Raw genomic sequence first — 1,127 nt, forward strand, 5'->3', positions numbered from 1 at the left:
TCCACGACGACGTTCGGGCGCCATCCGTCGCGGTCCCACAACAGCCGCAGCGCCGCATCCGAATGATCCACATCCACGACCAGCAGGTTCGAGAGCGCCTGCGGGTTCGCCTCGACATACCGCCGCCGCAACGCCGGACCCCGCGCCATCCGATACACACCCGACAAGAAATCATCCGCCGCCAGCGGACGACGCGGCAACCACGTCCGCCCCCACCACTCGCGATCCGTGGCGCCATCAGCGCCCTCCGTCGTGTCGGACAGAGCGACGTCCTGTGGCGATGTGATCGTCATATCCGTACTCCTACTCAGATATTCTGAGTAGGAGTCTAGGCCAAGTCAGATGTTTCCGCGGGCACCTGCGCCGCCTTCCCCACCGCACTTGACGGGACTGCAGGGCTCGCCGCGGCGCACCACGCTCTCCGGGCTGCGGTCGCTGTTCCGGTTCACCCGCAAGCGCCGGCTGGTTCTATGTGTCACGACTGCTCGTAGCCCGGCCCCGGTGGTTGACGGTCTCGACGATCCGGCTCTGCTCGCAGGGCCTGCCCGCACTGCGGAGAGACCATCACGATCGTCGCCCTGCTGACCACACCACAAGCAGCCCGACCAGTCCCACCCGCCACCACCACCGACAGCGTCATCCCACTCCGACGCTGACCCCGCCGCTACGCTGCAACCAGCTGGGGCAGTTCAGAGAGCACTCCCGGCTCATTTCGCGGCTCTGGTGAGCTTGGCCCCCTGCGCCGGACACTGACGGTGTGGGGTCAGTGATCTTGGTGTGGCGGGGTGTGGGCTGTTTCGTAGTCGGCTGGGCTGAGCATCCCGATGCTGGAGTGGCGCCTGATCGGGTTGTACCAGCACTCTATCCACTCGAATATCGCATTGGCAAGATCGGCGCGGCTTTTCCAGGATCTGGAGTCGAGTAGTTCCAGCTGCATCGTCCCCCAGAAGGACTCGACCATCGAGTTGTCGTAACAATCGCCGACCGACCCCATGGAACCGACTAGTCCCGCCTCGATCAGTCGGCGCCCGAACGCCCAGGACGTGAATTGCCTGGGTTCAACCGATCGTTGCAACACCGGGTTGTCAGGCTGAGCGTAGCTGCTCTTCGAACACTTCGGCGGGGGT

General features: G+C 64.7%; 2 protein-coding genes. Both read right to left on the reverse strand.

Annotated elements, in window-relative coordinates; all coding sequences use genetic code 11:
- The coding region (locus tag FVA95_RS28850) for a replication initiation protein (RefSeq protein WP_193564443.1) at positions 1-293 on the reverse strand (293 nt) is incomplete at its 3' end.
- Between the two features lie 470 nt (positions 294-763).
- Positions 764-994 carry an integrase core domain-containing protein gene (locus tag FVA95_RS28855; protein ID WP_161992450.1) on the reverse strand — a complete coding sequence of 77 codons (231 nt, stop codon included), beginning with the start codon at positions 992-994 and terminating at the stop codon, positions 764-766.
- Positions 995-1,127: the final 133 nt, after the last annotated feature.

This window comes from Pseudonocardia sp. EV170527-09 (genome assembly GCF_008369905.1).
Lineage (GTDB): Bacteria > Actinomycetota > Actinomycetes > Mycobacteriales > Pseudonocardiaceae > Pseudonocardia.